Here is a 13462-nt window from a genome sequence, read left to right as displayed (position 1 = left end):
ACGACGCGGCAGACGCGGCTCAGAAGAACTCGTCGAGCAACTGGTGGAACTGCAGCCGCGTGAGGTCCGGCGTGGCGATGCCGTACGCGGCGAAGAAGCGATCGGCGAGCGCCGGGTCGAATTCGTCCAGGCAACTGGCCAGGATCGCCAGGTCCTGGTACGGGTCGGCGACGCCGGCGCGGCCGAGGTCGATCACGCCGACCACGTGGTCCGGCGCGTCGAGCAGGATGTTGTCCAGCGAGTAGTCGCCGTGGCTCAGCACGCGTTCGTTGTCCAGCGGCAGCAACGCGGTCATCGCCTGCCACACCGCCTCCGCCGACCAGCCGGCACGCGCGGCGTTGAAGTCCTCGGTGTCGACCAGGCCCGCCTGCAGCCGGCGGTGCGCAGCGGCCAGGCGCAGCGGGTGAGTGGCGTTGAACGGACAGCTGTCGATCGGCGTGGCGTGGAAGCGGCGCAGGAACTCGGCCAGCGCCTGCGCGATGCGTTGCGCCTGCGCGGGCGCGTCCTGCAGCCATTGGTAGGCGGTCCTGCCCGGCAGCGCTTCGCTCAGCAGCCAGGCGCCGGCGGCGTCGGCCTCGAAATGCAGCACGCGCGGCACGCAGCCCGTTCCGCGCAGCCAGTGCAGCCGCGCGAACTCGTCCACCACGTCGTCGTGCGAGGCGCCGGTGCCGCGCTTGAGGTACAGGTCCGGCGTGCCGGTGCCGCCGAGCCGATAGACCATGGCGCCGGCTTCGCCGACCAGATTGCGGTGCCAGTGCAGGCCGTGCAGCCGCGCCGACAGCGTCGGCGGCAGCGCCGGTGCGGTGGCGGGAGTCTCGCGGGGCGCGGTGTGGTCCATCGGACCGATCCTTGAGGCGTCATGTGGAGGCGGCGGCGTCGTCGCCGTCGTCGCGACGCGCGCGGCTGGCGACGAAGACGCGCGTGGCTGGTGGCCCAGCATATATCGCTTCGCGTACGCCAGAACGCTCGACGCGGTGTGCTCCACGGATCGGGCGCGTCGCGCGGCGAGACCTTGCCGCAGCGCGCAGCATGTCGTGTCCTGCGCGGCAGGTCGCAGTAGCGGCCGACGCGGCGAGGTGCGCCGGACTCAGGCCATGCGGCGCGCCGTGCCGCGCGTGTCTTCGCCGCCGTGTGCTTGCGCCGCGAGCGTCTGCCATTCCTGCAGCACCTGCCTGGGGTGTTCGACGCTGAGCAGCAGCCAGCCGCCGGCGTGCAGCGGAACGGCCAGGACGCGATCGCTGGTGATCAGGCAGAACGCCTTGTGCCCGTCGCGGGTGCGGTAGTGGCCGGCATGGAAACCGGGGTAGCCGAAACCGAGCAGCTTCAAGGCCGGCTTGAAGCCGGTGTGCTCGGACAGCGCGATCACGCGCGCGTCCCCCAGGCGCAGCGCGGCCAGCGGTACGCGCTTGGTCAGGAACGTCGCACGCACTTCCACCAGGCCCTCGTGCAGCAGCACGCGCTGCCGCGCGAAGGTGGCGGTGCCGGCCACGCCGATCAGCGCCAGCAGCCCGAAATGCCACCACAGCGCACCGGGTCGCGCGGCGTGCAGCGCGAAGGCAGCGATCACGGCGGCGACGAGCAGCAGCGGCAGCCACAGCCACAAGGCCAGGCCCAGCCGATGCGCCGGCGCCACCGGATACCGCCGCGCCGGGGAGGGCGACGTGGATCGCAGCCGGCTCATGGTGCGGCGCCGTGGCTGGCGGGCAGGGCGCGCACCCAGGCGGCGACATCGGCGATCAGGGCCGGGTCGACGTGGCCGGGCGTGGCGTACTCGGCCGGTCCGGGGGCGCCGCTGCCGGCGATGCCCAGGTGGTTCAGCGCGGCGTAGCGGTGCAGGGTGGCATGCGGATCGTCGGCCAGCGCCTGTTGCCACCGTTGCCAGTCCGGCGCGGTGACCTGGAAATCGCGCTCGCCCTGCAGCCACAGCACCGGCATCGGCCCGAGCGCGCGGACGTCGGCGACCGGATCGACCTGTTCGATCGCGCGCCAATAGGTGGCGGGTACGTCCAATGGCGAATCGCTGCGCGCGACCTCGCCACTGCCGCGGACCTTGGCCACGCGGCGCTCGAGCTCGGCCAGCGCCACCTGCCGCTGCGGCGACGGTGGATGTTCCTGGCTCAGCAGGTAGCGGTTCTGCTCGATCAACAGGTCCAGCAGCGGTCGCGCCGGCGCCGCCCACAGCACGATGCCGGCGGTCTTGCCGGAGCGGCGTGCGATGCGGGCGGCGAGCATGCCGCCCTGACTGTGGCCCATCACCACGATGCGCGCAGGGTCGATGCCGGGCGTGCGCGCCAGCGCCGCCACCGCGGCGACGGCGTCGTCGGTGGTCTCGTCGTCCATGGTGAACCCCTGGTTGATGCGCCCGGCAAAGCTCTCCGGCAAGGCGAAGGTGCGCTTGTCGTAGCGCAGCACCGCGATGCCCTGCGTGGCAAGCCCGCGGGCGACGTCGAGGAACGGACGGTTCGGGCCGATGGTCTCGTCGCGGTCCTGCGGGCCCGAGCCGTGCACCAGGACCACCGCCGGGAACGGACCCTTGCCTGCCGGCAGGGCCAGCGTGCCCGGCAGCGGACCGACCGCAAACGCCTGTTCGCTGAAGCCGGCGTCGGCGGCGGGCGGCGTCGGTGCCGGCGGTGGTGCGGGAGTGAACAGCAGGCCGGCGATCCTGCCGTCCGCGTCGATCGACACATGCGCCAGCAGTGCGCCACGCTCGAACTGCAGGCGCTGTTCGATCACGCGCAGCCCGTGCTGCTCGCGTTCGCTGGCCGGGCCGCGCTGCTGCAGCGCGCCCAGTTGCGTGGACAGCGTGCGCCAGGCCTGGGCCAGCTTTTCGGGTGGCACCGCCTTGGCCATCGCCGGGGTGAACTCGGCCTCGACCGCGGCCAGGTCGCCGGCCTGCAGGCGATCCAGCAGCGCGCTGGCAGTCTGCTGCGGCGTCGCGGCCAGCACCGTGAGCGGAGCGAACAGCGCCGTCAGCACAGCCGCGAGGACCCGATGCCGGCGCATGTCAGCCCTCCCGCTTGAACAGCAGCAGCGGCTTGGTGCCCGGTAGTGCGATGACGTTGACCAGTTCCCAGCCGAGCTTGCCGTGCTTGTTCAGGTCGGCCTGCAGTTCGTCCAGTTTCAGACCCAGCATCAGCGTGGTCTTGGCCTCGACGGTGAGGTACTCCCAGCGCTTGCTCATGAGGTGCGTTCCTTGTCGTCGCCGGGCTTGGGCAGCCGGCCCGCCTTGCGCAGCGCGTCGCGCAACACGTATTCGATCTGCGCGTTGAGGCTGCGCAGTTCGTCGTCGGCCCAGCGCTGCGCCGCCGCCAGCACGTCGGCGTTGATGCGCAGCGGATAGGCCTTCTTCTCGCTCATGACCGCTCCCGCCGCGCGGCGTCGCTGCGTCGCAGGTGCAGCAGCATCGACACGATCAGCGCGTTCACCGTCAGCAGCAGTGCGATCGCCACCGCATAGACGCCGGCGCGCTGGCCGCCGGTCCAGTACAGCGCCGCCGCGCCGAGCAGGATCGCCAGGCCGATCAGCGCCCAGCGCAGGCCCAGCCCGCGCGCGCGGTCGTCGCCCTTGCCGCCGACCCAGGCGGCGATGACCAGGGCCGGCAGGCCGGAGAGGGCGAGCGCCAGCGGCGCGATGGCGGCGTGCATGGACATCGGCACCTCAGTACAGCGAGCCGGCGTTGACGATCGGCTGGGTGCCGCGGTCCGAGCACAGCACGGTCAGCAGGTTGCTGACCATGTGCGCCTTGCGCTCCTCGTCCAGCGCGACCACGCCGTTCTTCTGCAGTTCCGCCAGGGCCATCTCGACCATGCCCACCGCGCCGGCGACGATGCGCGTGCGCGCGGCGATCACCGCATTGGCCTGCTGCCGCTGCAGCATCGCCTGGGCGATCTCCGGGGCGTAGGCGAGGTGGCTGATGCGCGCCTCGATCACGTCCACGCCGGCCTGGGTCAGGCGTTCGTCGAGGTGGCGCTTGAGCTGTTCGCTGATCTCGTTGGGATGGCTGCGCAGCGAGATCTGCCCGTCCTCGTGCTGGTCGTAGGGATAGCTGGTGGCCATCGCGCGCAGTGCCGCCTCGGACTGGATGTGCACGAAGCTCTCGTAGTCGTCGACGTTGTAGACCGCCTCGGAGGCATCCATCACCTGCCACACGATCACCGCAGCGATCTCGATCGGGCTGCCGTCCAGCTCGTTGACCTTGAGCCGCCCGCTCTCGAAGTTGCGCACGCGCTGGCTGACCTTGCGCTTGCTGAAGAAGGGGTTGTTCCAGCGCAGGCCCGGGTCCTTGACCGTGCCCACGTAGCGGCCGAACAGGCTCAGCACCGCGGCCTGGTTCGGTTCCAGTGCGTACAGGCCGACCACCAGGAACAGCGCGACGGTCAGCACCGGGATCGCGACCAGCAGGGTCCACGGCATCGCCGACGGCTGCAGCACGCCGGTGGCGATGATCGCGCCGGCGCCGGCCACGAACACCAGGACCAGGCCCACGATCATCGGGATGCCGGGCAGGGAGGAACGGGGCTGCTCTTTCATGGTGGACGTCCTTGGGTGGTTGGACGGAAAGATATCAAATTGATATCAGGTTGCAAGAGGCGGGGAGTGGGGAATCGGGAATGGGGAATCGTGGAAGCGGGTTCATGGGGGCGGGCGGGTCTAGGGGAGCCGGCTACCCACCTGCGTGCGGCATCCGCTTTTGAGGACCGGGAAGGTGCTGAAGTCGCGCGGTATGCAGAGGCGGGCAGCCCGGGTGTCGACTTGGCGGGCGTCGGCGGTGTGCATCCATCGGCCGCGTGCCGTCACGCCGGGGGCAGCAGACCCAGCGCTTTTACGATTCCCCAATCCCGATTCCCGATTCCCGGCCGCCGAGGCGGCCACTCACCCGCCGAGAATCAGCACCGGGCTGCGGAAGCCGCTGAGGTGGTGGGTGCCGGTGGCGATGTCGCTGCGGTAGCGGCCGGGGATCTCGATCTGGCAGCGTTTGCCGATGCGCACGCCGGGGCCGATGTCGACCTGCCGGCCGAGCGTGGCCTGGGCGCCGATCTGCGCGTCGGCACCGAGCGTCACGCCGGCCTCGATCCATGCCGAGGCGCCGACCTTGACCGCCGATTCCAGCACCGCCGCCGCGCCGATCCAGGCGTTGAAACCGATGTCGCAGTGCGCATCGACGATGGCGCCGGCGCCGATCGCGCAGTTCTCGCCGACGCGCGCGCTCGCGGCCACCTGCGCGCCGCGGCAGATCAGCGGCGGCATCCTGAAGCCGCGCGCCTTCAGTTCGCCCATCAGCTCCTGGCGGCGGAAGTTGAGGAACTGCGCGCCCCAGGCGACGAAGGCGGTGGCGCCGGTGTCGGCCAGTGCGTGTAGGGCATCCAGGTCGAAGCGGTAGTCCTTGCCCTGGGCCACGTCCACCGGGTGCAGCACGCACTCCGGCGCCGCCTCGGCCCAGGCCGCCAGCGCCCAGCGCAGCAGCGCACCGCTGCCGACCACGTACTTGTCAGAGGACATGGCGGCCCTCCATGACGTCCATGTACCAGCGTTCGATCTGCATGTTGGCGTGCTCGTAGTCGCCCAGCACCGCGCGCGGGGCGCCGGCGCGCAGTCCCGACTGCACCTGCTCCATGATCTCGATGTCCTCGCGCAGTACCTTCTCGGCGCCGTGCAGGTGCCCGAGCAGCACCGCGTCGGAACCGGGATAGTGATGCTTCTTGCGCGCGGTGACGTAGTAGACCAGCAGGTCGGTGCGCTGCGCCGATACCGGCTGGTGGTGCTCGATGATGAAGGAATAGCCACCCGAGCCCGAGGCGATGTGCAGGTTCGGGTACAGCAGCCAGTTCAGATACCAGTCGTCGTTGCCGAAGCGTTCGACGTGCGCGTGCCAGGGGTAGTGCGCCATCGCCACCAACGGCTCGTTGAGCCCGCCGCTGCTGAAATCGCGCAGGCGCGCCAGATGCGCCTCGCGCGAGGCGCTGCCCTCGGCATGGTAGCGGCGCGCCTCGGCGACGCCGGCATCGTCCATCTGCACCTGGAACTTCACCTGCTGCGCCAGCGTGCGCGCATGCACGAACCGCGGGTGCAGCGCGTCGCGCAGGTTCTCGTAGGCCAGCTTCCAGTTGAAGTCGGCCTCGAAGGTCGCCACCAGCACTTCGTCGTCGAACTGTTCGGAAGCGGCGCGCAGCATCTCCAGCGCCTCCAGCGAGAACTGCGCCTCCAGCGGCATCGGCGCGGGCGACAGGTTCACGAACACCAGCTTGCCGATGCAGGCCACCGCGAAGCGGCGCAGCCGCAGGCAAGCGCGCGCCTCTGGGGCCAGGCGATAGGCATCGTCCTGGAACGGGATGTTGTCCACGCCGCCGTCGGCGCCGTAGCGCCAGCCGTGGTAGCTGCAGACCAGCGGACGCACGCCCTGCGGTTGCTGCTGCAGTGGGTTCTGCCGGTGCAGGCACAGGTTGTCGAAGGCCCGCAGTTCGCCGTCGATGTGCTGCACCACCACGTCCACCCCGCAGATCGAGCGGCGCACGAAGGCGTTGGGCTTGTCCAGCAGCATGCGCGGCGCCACGAACTGCCACAGCGGCTTCATCAGGAGCTCGCGCTCGCGCGCAAACCAGGCCTCGTCGATGTAGGCCTCGGCCGGCATTAGCGAGTGCATGAGCGCGCCTCGGCGGTGCGGCAGGGCGTGCCGTGGCGGTGTTCGGCGCTGTGTGCGTGCATGGCGACATCCCCAGTGACGCTGCGGAAGATAGCACCTCGCTGCGCGCCGACGATGGCGCGGCCGGTCCTGTGCCGGGGTGGGGCGCTGGCCCGGTAGAATACGGCTCCCCTCTTCGCGCAGGCGCCGCCGCCATGGTCACTCTGGGAACCCCGCTGTCCGCTTCCGCCACCCGCGTGCTGCTGCTTGGCTCCGGCGAGCTGGGCAAGGAAGTGGCGATCGAACTGCAGCGCTTCGGCGTGGAGGTGATCGCGGTGGACCGCTATGCCGACGCCCCGGCGATGCAGGTCGCGCATCGCAGCCACGTGGTCGACATGCTCGATGCGATGGCGCTGCGCGAACTGATCGCGCGCGAGCAGCCGCACCTGATCGTGCCGGAGATCGAGGCGATCCACACCGAGACCCTGGTGGCGCTGGAGCGCGACCTCGGCCAGCGGGTGATCCCGACGGCGCGTGCGGCGCGGTTGACCATGGACCGCGAAGGCATCCGCCGCCTGGCCGCTGAGACCCTGGGCCTGCCGACCTCGCCGTACCGCTTCGTGGACACGCCCGAGCAGTATCGCGAAGCGATCGCCGCGGTCGGCCTGCCGTGCGTGGTCAAGCCGGTGATGTCGTCCTCCGGCAAGGGCCAGAGCACGCTGCGCAGCGCCGCCGATATCGACGCGGCGTGGGAATACGCGCAGACCGGCGGCCGCGCCGGCGCCGGCCGCTGCATCGTCGAGGGTTTCATCGACTTCGAGTACGAAATCACCCTGCTGACCGTACGCCACGCCGGCGGCACCGCGTTCTGCGATCCGATCGGGCACTGGCAGAAGGACGGCGACTACCGCGAGAGCTGGCAGCCGCAGCCGATGTCGGCGCTGGCCCTGCAGCGCGCGCAGGACATCGCCCGCGCGGTCACCGACGATCTCGGCGGCTGGGGCCTGTTCGGCGTGGAGCTGTTCGTCAAGGGCGACGAGGTCTGGTTCAGCGAGGTGTCGCCGCGGCCGCACGACACCGGCCTGGTCACCCTGGTGTCGCAGGAACTGAGCGAGTTCGCCCTGCATGCGCGTGCGATCCTCGGCCTGCCGATTCCGGCGATCCGCCAGAACGGCCCGTCGGCCTCGTGCGCGCTGCTGGCGCACGGCGAAGGCGTGCCACGCTTCGGCAACGTCGATGCCGCCCTGCAGGCGCCGGACACTGCCCTGCGTCTGTTCGGCAAGCCCAGCGTGCACGGCCACCGCCGCGTCGGCGTGACCCTGGCCCGCGGCGCCGACATCGAACAGGCACGCCAGACCGCCCGCGACGCCGCCGCCGCCCTCACCATCGACCTGGACGCATAAAACGGCGAGCGCCCGGAAAGCGGGTGCCAAAGGGGACCCGCTTCCCCATTCCCCATTCCCGTTTCCCCATTCCCAGCTTCTAGGCCGGCGGCGCAAACCGTGCCGCCGCCAGGCGAATGCTCCACACCAGTTCGACCATCGCCAGGTTGTTGAGCAGGGCCTCGCCGCCCAGCACCAGCCAGTAGCCGGCGCCGTCGACCCAGAACGGCACGAACGACCAGTCCGGCAGCAATAACTGCGGCTCGCTGTAGAACGCCACGTAGCGGTGCGCGCCGTGCCAGCCGCGCGCGCTCTGGCGCTGAGCGAAGCCGGAGAAGTCGGCCGCGGCCACGCTCAGCGTGTCGGCCTGTTCCTGGTCCAGGCCGGCATGGCCCAGGCAGAAGCCACTGTCGGAGGCCAGCACCGCGCGGCGTTCGGCCGACAGCGGGGCGATCACATGCTGGGCGAAATCGTCCAGGCGGATTTCCGGGCCTGGTACCGCGCGCCGCAGCAACTGCACCCATTGCTGTTCGCGCGCCTCCTGCAGCAGCCGCTGTGCGTCGCCGCCCACGCGCTGGCGCCACTCCTGCAGCGACAGCGCGCCGTGCGCACCGAGCAGCAGTTGCAGCGCGCGCTGCAGGCGATCGGGTGTGGCGCTGGCGAAGCCGTGCAGCACGCCGTGCGGGGTCGGCATCAGCCAGGTCGGTTCGGAGTTGGTCGGGTCGGGGGCGGTCATCGCGGCGCACTCGCGCTGGAAAAGGACAGGGCGTCGACGTTGCGGCCACCCAGCGGCTCGCGCTGCTGCAGCCAGCGCGCGGTGCTGTCCCAGCGGTCGCCCAGGGCCAGCGCATGGCGGCGCAGTTCGCGCGTGGCGAGCATGAAGGCGAGCTTGTCCTGGCAACTGATGCAGTAGTCCAGGAACTCGCGCTCGCAGCGCGCCGCGGCGATCGGTGCGCCGTCGCACAGCGCGTCCACCACCTCGCGCACCATCCGCCGCGAATGGTCCGGGCTGGCCCGGCGCACCCGCGCCGGCACGTCGGCGGACGGCCGCGCCAGCACGCTCCAGCGCGTGGCCAGGGCGTTGATCGGCAGCAGCGCGTGGCCCTGGCTGTGGCGCTGGAAGGTCTCGGCCACGTGCGGCGCCAGATGCGCCGCGGCCATCTGCAGCGCCAGCTGGCGCAAGGCGACGTCGTGCCGCGGCAAGGCCACGAACAGGTCGGCCAGCACGCCCTGGGTCGGTTCGTTGTCGTGCAACTGCAGCGCGGCGTGCAGCCGCGCCAGGTGCGCGGCGGCGTCGCGCGGGTCGCGCAGCAGGGCGCGGGCATGGGTGCGCATCACCAGGCGTGCGGGATCGCGAGCGGGAAGCGTGGGCATGGGCGCCTCAGTCCAGCAAGGTGTCGATCAGGTCGATCATGAATTCGGCGTCCTCCGTGGCCATCGCCTCGAAGCCGCGTTCCAGGCCCAGCGCGTCGAGCACCGCCTGGTCGTCGCGATGCGCGGCATCGCCCAGCGCCAGCAGGGCGTCGCGCAGTACCGGCAGTTGCGGGCCCAGGCGCGGATGCGCCAGCAGCACGTGGCCGATGTCGCACAGCGCGCTTTCCACCAGCGGGCGCAATCGCGCGCGGGTCAGGCGCGACAGGCCGTGGTAGGCGGTGGCCAGGAACAGGCCGGCATCGGCTTCGCCTTCCAGCAGCAGCCGTGCCACCGCGGCGTAGCTGCTGGCCGGGCGCCAGGCGATGCGTTCCGGCTCCAGGTCGGCCGGTTCCAGCAGGCGCAGGCCGATCAGGCGTACGTCGTGGTTGGCGGTCAGGGCGATGCGGCAGCCGTAGGGCAAGTCTTCCACGCAGCGCGCCGGCGCCTCGGCCGCGGTCGCGATCACCACCTCGTCGGCGTGCCCGCGCGGCCTGACCAGCGGCAGGTAGCCGCGGTCGCGGATCAACGCGCTGGCGTCGAACGGGCTGGCGTACACCAGGTCGACGACGCTGTCGTCCAGCAACTGCCGCTGTTCGGCGGCATCGGCCGGCATCAGCAGGCGCAGGCCGAGGCCGGCGCGGCGCTGCAGCACCGTGCTGAGCAGGTACCAGCCGCCGAAGTACTCGGGCGCGAAGTCCGGCGCGACCAGGAACGTGCAGCTCATGCCAGCGGCTCCGCGCGTTCGTCCTGCAACCACTGCGCGTACAGCGGCTGCAGCGCGTCGATGCGCCGCCGCGACGGCTTGCGCCGCACCGAGGTGAAGCCGACCACGCGGCCGTCGCGGACGTTCGGCAACGCGGTGGCGTAGACCCAGTAGCAGGCGCCGTCGCGGCGCAGGTTCTTGACGTAGCCGTGCCACTTCTCGCCGGCCAGCACGGTGTCCCAGAGTTCGCGGAATGCGCGCCGCGGCATCTCCGGGTGGCGCAGGATGCAGTGCGGCGCGCCGATCAGCAGTTCGCGCGGCCAGCCGCTGAGCTCGACGAAGGCGTCGTTGGCGTGGGTGATGATGCCCTCCAGGTCGGTGCGCGAGACGATCAGGCGCCCGTCCGGGTAGGCCACCTCGCGTTCGCTCCAGTACACCGTGCGGCGGCTGCCGTCGTGGTAGCGCAGCTCGGCGCTGCGGTGCGGCTCGTGCGGCGCTTGCATCGGCGGCAGCGGCATGGCGGCGCCCCTACAGGATCTGTTGCAGCGCCTGCGCGGCGCGCTTGATGTCCAGGAACACCAGGCCGAGCTTGGCGCTGGGTTTGGCCAGCACGGTGAGCACCGCCTCGCGGCCGGCCGCACTCATGATCACGTAGCCGAGTTCGCCCTGGATCAGCACCCGCTCCAGCGCGCCGCGCGCCAGTTCGCGCGCGCTGCGCTCGCCCAGGGCGAGCAGCGCCGCGGACATCGCGCCGACGCGGTCCTCGTCCATGCCCTGCGGCATCGCCGAGGCGATCATCAGCCCGTCCAGGGAGATCAGCGCCGAGGCCTCGATATCGGCGGTGGCGCCATTGAGGCCTTCCAGCGCCTGTTGCAACTGTTGCGTTCGCATGCTCGCCATCCGCTTGCGCATCCCGACCGGGTGCGGGAGGCATTGGACCGCGTCGGCGCGGGTTTGCCCTTGATCTGGATCAAGGCCGATGGCGGTGCCCGGCGCAGGCGCTGCGTAGGAGGGGCGATCCGATGGGCGGCACCGCTGCCGCGAAGGGGGCAGGCCCTGCTCACACCGGCGCCGCCTCGCGGCCGGCGGTCAACGCGGCCGCGCGGGTGCAGGCCGCTCGCCAGGCGCCTGGCGCGCCGGTCAGGCCGCCTGTGGGGTGTTGCTAGGCGGCGCCATGCTGCGCGCCGCCCCGGTCCTCCTGCGCTTACCGCCCCGCGGCGACGTCGACCCAGACCAGGTGGTGGTCGCTGCCGTCGGCGATGGCGGCGGAGGCGTCATTGGAGGCCGGCCAGAACACGCCGCTGTCCAGGTAGCGGAAGTTGCGCGACGGCAACACGTAGTCCAGGCGCATGGTGCCGGCCTTGGGGCCGAAATCGCCGGTGACCTGCTGCGGTGGGCCGCGATGGTCGATGCCGGTGGCCGCGTAGGCGCGCGTTGTCTCCTCGCCGCCAGCGCTGTGCGGGGTGGGGTATTGCAGGACGCGCGGATGCGTCACCAGCGCGCGGATCGCGTCGTGGCGGCCGTCGCCGTCGATCACGTCGTTGTTGAGGTCGCCGAGCATCACGAACTGCGCATCGGCGGCCAGCCCGCCGCAGCGGCCGGCGTCGTCGCACAGCCAGCGCGCCTTGCCGCTGCCGGCATCGTCCAGGTACTCGCGCCACAGCCGCAGTTCGTCGTGGTTGCGTGCGGCGTTGCGCTTCTCCGCGCCGTCGAACACCGGCGGGGTCGGGTGCGCCACCAGCGCATGCAGCACGCCCAGCGGGGTGCGCACCGGCACGTCCCAGTGCGACTTGGACGACAGCCGCAACTGCGCCCACACCGCGTCGCTGTGGAAGAAGCGGCCGGTGGCCGGGTCGACCGGGCGCAGCGCGTCGGGCATCGCGCTCCATTTCAGCAGGCGGAAGCTGCGCACCGCCGCGGTGTCGATCGGGTACTTCGACAGCAGCAGCATGCCGTACTGGCCGGGATGCAGGCCGTAGCCCCAGGCGTCGTTGCCGCGCGCGCGGCCTTCGCCGCCGACATGGCCGTCGTTGTCCAGGTCCAGGCCGCTGGGCACGCCGGTGTTGACCGGGGCCAGGTAGCGGTAGGGATAGCGCAGCGCCGCGCCGCCGTGCGGTTGCGGCACCGCGAGGTAGCGCTGCTCGAACAGGTCGGCGGCGCGGTGCGCCTCGTCGTAGTCGAACTCGTTGAGCAGCACGATGTCCGGGCGCACCTGCTGCAGCACCGCGGCGATCTTGCGCGCCTGCGCGCTGTCGCCCTGCAGGGCGGCGATCAGTGCGCCGGGTTCGTCGGCATTGAGCGAGGTGTTGTAGGTGGCCAGGCGCAGCGTCCTGGCGGCGGGCGCGGCGGCGTCGGTCATCGGGGAGGACGTGGGAGCGGTGTGCGCGCAGGCGCCGCACAGCAGGGTCAGGGCGAGCAGGAGGAGGCGTGATGTCATGCGCCGATTTTCGCATGCGCGGCATGTCGGCACGATGGCGCCGCGACGTGCGGCGGCATCGGCTGGGCAGCGCGGTAGCGGTTGCCGTCGGCTAGCCGCCGAGCTGGCGCAGATAGTCGTCGAAGTCGCGCCAGTGGCGGCCGTCGTAGGCCTGCAGCGGCCGGAAGCGGCGTTTGTAGTCCATCTTCTGGTGGCCGCGGATCCAGTAGCCCAGATACAGGTGGCGCAGGCCCTCGCGTCGCGCCCAGGCGATCTGCTGCAGGATCGCCAGGGTGCCCAGGCCGCGCGCGCCGGCGTCCGGGTCGTAGAAGGTGTAGACCGCCGACAGCGCCTGCGCGGCGATATCGGTGACCGCTACCGCCAGCAGCGGCCCGCGCCGTCCGTCCGGCATGCGTTGCCGCAGCTCCAGGAAGCGCCCATGCGACCAGCGGCCGATCAGGAACTGGTCGAATTCGTGCGCGCCGTGATCGTCCATGCCGCCGCCGGGATGGCGGTGGCGCAGGTAGCGCTGGTACAGCGCCAGCTGTTCCTCGCTGCGCTCGGCGGCGACGATGCGGACCTCGACATCGGTATTGCGCGCCAGGCAGCGGCGCTGGCTGCGATCGGGCACGAACTCGTCGATCGGGATGCGCACCGCAACGCAGGCGCGGCAATGGTCGCAGTGCGGGCGATAGACCAGATCGCCGGAGCGGCGGAAGCCCCAGCTCAGCGCCAGCGGATACAGCGCGCCCAGGCGTGGATCGTGCGGGTCCAGCACCAGGTCGCGGGCCTGCCGCTCGGGCCAGTAGCCACACGCGTGCTGGCCGGTCTGGAACAGCCGCAGGTCGTCGCTGGCGTCGGAATGGATGGCCATGCGTCGAGCATAGCGCTTCGCCATCGCAGGGGCCGCGACTGTCCCGTCGATGAAT

At 71.4% G+C, this 13462-nt stretch carries 17 protein-coding genes; 1 reads left to right on the top strand and 16 read right to left on the bottom strand.

Annotated elements, in window-relative coordinates:
• Positions 1-19: 19 nt before the first annotated feature.
• The 9 genes from RAB70_RS18925 to RAB70_RS18885 form a co-directional block, all read right to left on the bottom strand.
• Positions 20-838 carry an APH(3') family aminoglycoside O-phosphotransferase gene (locus tag RAB70_RS18925; RefSeq protein WP_148828819.1) on the bottom strand — a complete coding sequence of 273 codons (819 nt, stop codon included), beginning with the start codon at positions 836-838 and terminating at the stop codon, positions 20-22.
• A gap of 249 nt (positions 839-1087) precedes the next feature.
• The gene (locus tag RAB70_RS18920) at positions 1088-1681 is read right to left on the bottom strand and encodes a hypothetical protein (RefSeq protein WP_225851630.1); all 594 of its coding nucleotides are present in this window, start codon (positions 1679-1681) and stop codon (positions 1088-1090) included.
• Positions 1678-3003 (bottom strand): alpha/beta fold hydrolase, encoded by a 1326-nt coding sequence (locus tag RAB70_RS18915; RefSeq protein WP_148828820.1) that lies wholly within the window; start codon positions 3001-3003, stop codon positions 1678-1680. Before RAB70_RS18915 ends, RAB70_RS18920 begins: the two co-directional genes overlap by 4 nt.
• A 1-nt stretch (position 3004) precedes the next feature.
• Entirely contained in the window at positions 3005-3181 is a 177-nt protein-coding gene (locus RAB70_RS18910; RefSeq protein WP_082143501.1) for a DUF4177 domain-containing protein, read from the bottom strand.
• Positions 3178-3357 carry an Arc family DNA binding domain-containing protein gene (locus RAB70_RS18905; RefSeq protein ID WP_148828821.1) on the bottom strand — a complete coding sequence of 60 codons (180 nt, stop codon included), beginning with the start codon at positions 3355-3357 and terminating at the stop codon, positions 3178-3180. Before RAB70_RS18905 ends, RAB70_RS18910 begins: the two co-directional genes overlap by 4 nt.
• The gene (locus RAB70_RS18900) at positions 3354-3644 is read right to left on the bottom strand and encodes a hypothetical protein (protein ID WP_148828828.1); all 291 of its coding nucleotides are present in this window, start codon (positions 3642-3644) and stop codon (positions 3354-3356) included. Before RAB70_RS18900 ends, RAB70_RS18905 begins: the two co-directional genes overlap by 4 nt.
• A gap of 13 nt (positions 3645-3657) precedes the next feature.
• Positions 3658-4530, bottom strand: a complete 873-nt coding sequence (locus RAB70_RS18895) for an SPFH domain-containing protein (RefSeq protein ID WP_148828822.1) — start codon at positions 4528-4530, stop codon at positions 3658-3660.
• Positions 4531-4872: 342 nt separating this feature from the next.
• Entirely contained in the window at positions 4873-5499 is a 627-nt protein-coding gene (locus tag RAB70_RS18890; RefSeq protein ID WP_148830050.1) for a DapH/DapD/GlmU-related protein, read from the bottom strand.
• Positions 5489-6640 (bottom strand): aromatic ring-hydroxylating dioxygenase subunit alpha, encoded by a 1152-nt coding sequence (locus tag RAB70_RS18885; RefSeq protein WP_148830051.1) that lies wholly within the window; start codon positions 6638-6640, stop codon positions 5489-5491. The genes RAB70_RS18890 and RAB70_RS18885 overlap by 11 nt, the downstream gene beginning before the upstream one ends.
• Before the next feature lie 194 nt (positions 6641-6834).
• Between RAB70_RS18885 and purT the strand changes: the two genes are divergently transcribed.
• Positions 6835-8022 (top strand): formate-dependent phosphoribosylglycinamide formyltransferase, encoded by a 1188-nt coding sequence (gene purT, locus RAB70_RS18880; protein WP_148830052.1) that lies wholly within the window; start codon positions 6835-6837, stop codon positions 8020-8022.
• A gap of 79 nt (positions 8023-8101) precedes the next feature.
• On the opposite strand, the gene RAB70_RS18875 is transcribed toward purT, so the two are convergent.
• The 7 genes from RAB70_RS18875 to RAB70_RS18845 all read right to left on the bottom strand — a co-directional run bounded on the left by RAB70_RS18875 (position 8102) and on the right by RAB70_RS18845 (position 13407).
• Positions 8102-8737, bottom strand: coding sequence for a hypothetical protein (locus RAB70_RS18875; RefSeq protein WP_017912407.1), 636 nt, complete (start codon positions 8735-8737; stop codon positions 8102-8104).
• A complete protein-coding gene (locus RAB70_RS18870) occupies positions 8734-9375 on the bottom strand; it encodes a hypothetical protein (RefSeq protein ID WP_223875685.1) in 642 nt (213 codons plus the stop codon). Before RAB70_RS18870 ends, RAB70_RS18875 begins: the two co-directional genes overlap by 4 nt.
• Positions 9376-9382: 7 nt before the next feature.
• Positions 9383-10138, bottom strand: a complete 756-nt coding sequence (locus RAB70_RS18865) for a PhnD/SsuA/transferrin family substrate-binding protein (protein WP_148830053.1) — start codon at positions 10136-10138, stop codon at positions 9383-9385.
• Positions 10135-10635, bottom strand: a complete 501-nt coding sequence (locus RAB70_RS18860) for a PAS domain-containing protein (RefSeq protein ID WP_148830054.1) — start codon at positions 10633-10635, stop codon at positions 10135-10137. Before RAB70_RS18860 ends, RAB70_RS18865 begins: the two co-directional genes overlap by 4 nt.
• A 10-nt stretch (positions 10636-10645) precedes the next feature.
• Positions 10646-11029, bottom strand: a complete 384-nt coding sequence (locus RAB70_RS18855; RefSeq protein ID WP_017909884.1) for a roadblock/LC7 domain-containing protein — start codon at positions 11027-11029, stop codon at positions 10646-10648.
• 292 nt (positions 11030-11321) lie between these two features.
• Entirely contained in the window at positions 11322-12554 is a 1233-nt protein-coding gene (locus tag RAB70_RS18850) for an endonuclease/exonuclease/phosphatase family protein (RefSeq protein ID WP_148830055.1), read from the bottom strand.
• Positions 12555-12645: 91 nt separating this feature from the next.
• Positions 12646-13407, bottom strand: coding sequence for an arginyltransferase (locus RAB70_RS18845; RefSeq protein WP_148830056.1), 762 nt, complete (start codon positions 13405-13407; stop codon positions 12646-12648).
• Positions 13408-13462 lie beyond the last annotated feature (55 nt).

The organism is Xanthomonas sontii, from assembly GCF_040529055.1.
GTDB lineage: Bacteria > Pseudomonadota > Gammaproteobacteria > Xanthomonadales > Xanthomonadaceae > Xanthomonas_A > Xanthomonas_A sontii.
This window is presented reverse-complemented; position numbering and strand designations above follow the sequence as displayed.

Excerpts from the sequence above, each read along its gene's own strand:
- RAB70_RS18895 (WP_148828822.1), bottom strand. The coding sequence starts at position 4,530 with ATGAAAGAGCAGCCCCGTTCCTCCCTGCCCGGCATCCCGATGATCGTG.
- RAB70_RS18860 (WP_148830054.1), bottom strand. The coding sequence starts at position 10,635 with ATGCCGCTGCCGCCGATGCAAGCGCCGCACGAGCCGCACCGCAGCGCC.
- RAB70_RS18850 (WP_148830055.1), bottom strand. The coding sequence starts at position 12,554 with ATGACATCACGCCTCCTCCTGCTCGCCCTGACCCTGCTGTGCGGCGCC.
- RAB70_RS18855 (WP_017909884.1), bottom strand. The coding sequence starts at position 11,029 with ATGCGCAAGCGGATGGCGAGCATGCGAACGCAACAGTTGCAACAGGCG.
- RAB70_RS18890 (WP_148830050.1), bottom strand. The coding sequence starts at position 5,499 with ATGTCCTCTGACAAGTACGTGGTCGGCAGCGGTGCGCTGCTGCGCTGG.
- RAB70_RS18875 (WP_017912407.1), bottom strand. The coding sequence starts at position 8,737 with ATGACCGCCCCCGACCCGACCAACTCCGAACCGACCTGGCTGATGCCG.
- RAB70_RS18900 (WP_148828828.1), bottom strand. The coding sequence starts at position 3,644 with ATGCACGCCGCCATCGCGCCGCTGGCGCTCGCCCTCTCCGGCCTGCCG.
- RAB70_RS18865 (WP_148830053.1), bottom strand. The coding sequence starts at position 10,138 with ATGAGCTGCACGTTCCTGGTCGCGCCGGACTTCGCGCCCGAGTACTTC.
- RAB70_RS18905 (WP_148828821.1), bottom strand. The coding sequence starts at position 3,357 with ATGAGCGAGAAGAAGGCCTATCCGCTGCGCATCAACGCCGACGTGCTG.
- RAB70_RS18885 (WP_148830051.1), bottom strand. The coding sequence starts at position 6,640 with ATGCACTCGCTAATGCCGGCCGAGGCCTACATCGACGAGGCCTGGTTT.
- RAB70_RS18870 (WP_223875685.1), bottom strand. The coding sequence starts at position 9,375 with ATGCCCACGCTTCCCGCTCGCGATCCCGCACGCCTGGTGATGCGCACC.
- RAB70_RS18925 (WP_148828819.1), bottom strand. The coding sequence starts at position 838 with ATGGACCACACCGCGCCCCGCGAGACTCCCGCCACCGCACCGGCGCTG.
- RAB70_RS18920 (WP_225851630.1), bottom strand. The coding sequence starts at position 1,681 with ATGAGCCGGCTGCGATCCACGTCGCCCTCCCCGGCGCGGCGGTATCCG.
- RAB70_RS18845 (WP_148830056.1), bottom strand. The coding sequence starts at position 13,407 with ATGGCCATCCATTCCGACGCCAGCGACGACCTGCGGCTGTTCCAGACC.
- RAB70_RS18915 (WP_148828820.1), bottom strand. The coding sequence starts at position 3,003 with ATGCGCCGGCATCGGGTCCTCGCGGCTGTGCTGACGGCGCTGTTCGCT.
- RAB70_RS18910 (WP_082143501.1), bottom strand. The coding sequence starts at position 3,181 with ATGAGCAAGCGCTGGGAGTACCTCACCGTCGAGGCCAAGACCACGCTG.
- purT (WP_148830052.1), top strand. The coding sequence starts at position 6,835 with ATGGTCACTCTGGGAACCCCGCTGTCCGCTTCCGCCACCCGCGTGCTG.